The organism is Clostridia bacterium (assembly GCA_024653205.1).
GTDB lineage: Bacteria > Bacillota > DSM-521 > Neomoorellales > SLTJ01 > JANLFO01.
Genome location: JANLFO010000018.1, coordinates 49371 through 52214 on the forward strand (window position 1 = coordinate 49371; position 2844 = coordinate 52214).

Consider the following 2844-nt stretch of genomic DNA (forward strand, 5'->3'; position numbering starts at 1 on the left):
GCGTTTCGGTATCCGGCGTTGTAGCACCCGGCCTTCGGGCCGGGTGGGGATTGAAACACCGGCATCACGTCCTCCGTCGCAGCCAGGGTGGAGTAGCACCCGGACTTCGGGCCGGGTGGGGATTGAAACCTCAAACCAAGGTGTCAATCCGCAAATTAAGTTGCCTCTTGGTTCTCAAATTGGGTTGTCTAAATCAAGCGGTGGCAAGACCGGTTTTCGCACATTAAATTGCCCACCCCTGCTGGGCTTTCGCAGATTGTGTTGGTATTGGGGCCATGGTGGGGATGGGCTTAATATAGGGGAGCCGGGGCACCGGGTTAGTGGCGCCCCGGCTATCGCCTTTAGCCGAGAGTTTTTCTCTCGCAGGCCTTGATTTCCGCCCGCGCCTGCCGCAGCTTTTCCCGGAAGACGGTGGCAAACCAGGCTACGCGGTTTCTGGTGGGCGGATAGGTCCTTGCCTTGTCCGCCACCAGGCAGATAGCTTCAATCATTTCTTCTGGCCCGTAGCCGTCCCTTTGGGCCATTTTCAGGGCCAGGGGCAAAAGATCGGCAAAACCGGTAGCCAGGAAGTACCCTTCAAGCTCAGGATGGGCCGGCAACAAGACCACCTCCGCCGGATCAGATTTCCAACTCCTTTTGCGCCTGGTAGACGATCTCCAGGTCGATGACCGTCTTCTTGTCGCCGGTGGCGAGGATGAGGCAAGCGGTGACCAGGTTGTTGACCAGGCGGGGCGGCCCGTTGGTGGTGGCGTAGATGGCTTCAAAGGCTTGGGGGGTAAAGATTTCCTCGTGACAGCCCGCCTTTTTCAACAGGCTAAGGCAATACTCCCCGATTTCCTCCTTTTCCAATCCGCGCATGAAGTACTTCACCACCAGCCTCTGCCTTAAGGGGGCGTTGGCGTTTAAGGCCAGTTTGGTGCGGATCAGGCTTTGTCCGGCCAGGATGAGGATAAAGGGGTTGTGGGAGTCCATCTTGAAGCTGAAAAGCAACCGGATGTCCTCAAGGACGTGGTTGGTGGCCAGGTGGATTTCGTCGAGGAAAAAAGACCTTCCTCCATGATCCGATAGACTGACCGACCCCCCCACTCCCCAAAACAAAGTGAGAAAAGATGTGCACATTGCTCCGGCATTCCCAGAGGTTGCAGATTGTTCAATCTGCGAAGATAGGACCTGATTTCAGGCAGGATAGAGTGAGCATTGACAGCGGTGTGGGCGCCGTGGTTCGACTTTCGCCACGCGCTGACGGGCGTCGGCCATCGGGTCAGGGTATCTCTCTACGTGGTGAGCCGGGTCCCGGCGACCGCCTTCTCCAGGACGAATATCTTCCAGCCTATGTACCTGCGTTCCCTGCTCAGGTACGAGACTTTCTCCTTGTGCTTGCGTTCCCAGTGCGCACGCGCCTCCGGATCATCCGGGTGCAGAGCCAGGTTGCGATGCAGTGCCAGCCACTGTAGCGATTCGTACCTGTCCCAGTCCGGCAGCGACGCCTCTACCATGTAGGTGAGGTCATACCCATTGCGCTCGATGATCTCCAGCAGCTCCCGGTCCGTGCGCAACACGATCTCGGACGCGACTTCGTCGCGATAAGCCTGCGCACCCTCGCATTCGTTGAGCGTGGCTTCGCCGATAGCCAGAACGCCTCCGTCGGCCAGACACGACCCGAGCGCCTCGATCGTGTCCTCAAACGACCCAAAGATGAAGGTCGCCCCGATGCACAGGGCCACGTCGAACCTGTCGCCTTTCGAAGCCAGCGCTCGCGTGTATTCTCTGCCGTCGGCACGCACGAACTGCACCTTGTTGGCGAAAGCAGACAGCCGCCTTCTGGCCTCTGCCTGCCGGATCTCGCCCGGAGACAGATCTACGCCCAGGCAGCGCGCAAGGAAGTTCTCCACGAGAAGAAAGGTCAGGCCGCCCTTCCCGCACCCCACGTCCAGCACCCGTTTCTCCACACCGGTGGCGGAGCGGGTCACCGCCGCATCGGGGAACAATCCGTCGTTGATGTTGGCAAGCCTCCAGGCCTCTGGAGCCCCCTGTCTGAGTTCCAGCCTGCATGCCCATCCAAGCTCCATGAGCTTGTCGATGTTGGTGGGATTCATGAACCGGTGGAACGAATGGCTCGTTGAGTAGAACTCGAACCTGTCCAAAGACCAGCCTCTCCTTTCGCCCCGTCCCCGACGCTCATACGACCGGAAATCGGGTTCTACCCGCAACTCCATGACCGCCACGCCGTAAGAGCCCGTCCTGTTGTTGGTGGCGAGGGCGGGCCGGGCGGATGCCATGATCGAATTCGAGCCCCCCCGGTCTACTCCCTCCTCGAACTTCCGTGCACAGGCCAGGGCCCGCGCCTGAGTCACGGCCGGGCGGGACGAGGCGCGGCGAGAACCAGATTCCCAACACCCGGTAGGGAACGCCCTTCCTCCAATGCACCTCGCCCACCGCACCGGCGTCAATCCAGTCCGCTTTCTCCGAATTGCAGAACCCCACCTGCCTTTCACCCCATGGCGATTATACCACAACCGAGGCTGTTTGGGTGGGAAGAAATCGAGGAACTGGGGGATCTGGAGCGGCTGCAATTGGTCTTAAAGAACCTGCCGGACGAAGAGCTAATGCGGGATCTAGAAAGGGAGCGCAAAAACGGACGGGACGACTATCCGGTGCGGGCGGTATGGAACTCCATATTGGCGGGCATAGTCTACCAGCATCCCTCGATAGAGAGTCTCAGGCGGGAACTAAGGCGTAACGCCCAGTTACGGCAGTTGTGCGGTTTTGATCCCGCCCGGGGCGAAAAGGCGGTACCGCCGGCCTGGGTATACAGCCGGTTCCTAAAGAAACTGATGGCCCGCC

The 2844-nt window shown here is 59.7% G+C and carries 4 protein-coding genes; 1 reads left to right on the forward strand and 3 read right to left on the reverse strand.

The genetic code is table 11. From position 1 onward, the window contains the following. Positions 1-341 precede the first annotated feature (341 nt). The 3 genes from NUV99_09325 to NUV99_09335 all read right to left on the reverse strand — a co-directional run bounded on the left by NUV99_09325 (position 342) and on the right by NUV99_09335 (position 2144). On the reverse strand, positions 342-524 hold the full coding sequence (locus NUV99_09325; GenBank protein MCR4420303.1) for a hypothetical protein: 183 nt from the start codon (positions 522-524) through the stop codon (positions 342-344). Positions 525-618: 94 nt separating this feature from the next. Further along, on the reverse strand, positions 619-1119 hold the full coding sequence (locus tag NUV99_09330) for a hypothetical protein (protein ID MCR4420304.1): 501 nt from the start codon (positions 1117-1119) through the stop codon (positions 619-621). 155 nt (positions 1120-1274) lie between these two features. Continuing rightward, positions 1275-2144, reverse strand: a complete 870-nt coding sequence (locus NUV99_09335; protein ID MCR4420305.1) for a class I SAM-dependent methyltransferase — start codon at positions 2142-2144, stop codon at positions 1275-1277. 354 nt (positions 2145-2498) lie between these two features. Here NUV99_09335 and NUV99_09340 point away from each other — a divergent pair. Continuing rightward, positions 2499-2844: transposase (locus NUV99_09340; GenBank protein ID MCR4420306.1), on the forward strand; the 346-nt coding region annotated here is incomplete at its 3' end.